This is a genomic window from Actinokineospora sp. NPDC004072 (assembly GCF_053604195.1).
The window spans coordinates 1-255 of record NZ_JBSGHB010000010.1 but is presented as its reverse complement, the minus strand read 5'-3'; positions in this window follow the sequence as shown (position 1 = coordinate 255).

The window sequence follows — 255 nt, the reverse complement described above, 5'->3', positions numbered from 1 at the left end:
GTCCGGGGCGAGGACGGTCGGGGCGGGGTAGCGGAGAACGAGGATGGCCGAGGGCGGGAGTGGTTGGGGCGAAGGTGAATGGGTTGGACGGCCGGGTGGCTAGGAACGCGCCCACCCGCCCAACCGCAACGCGCCCCACCAAGCCTGTCCGATGGGGTGAACTCGCATTCGCGGGGAGCGAAACGCCGCTAAACTGGCCAGGGCGTGAACGGGCTCCGCCCGCCTTCACCGCCTTCACGCCCAAGCGGCGTTTCG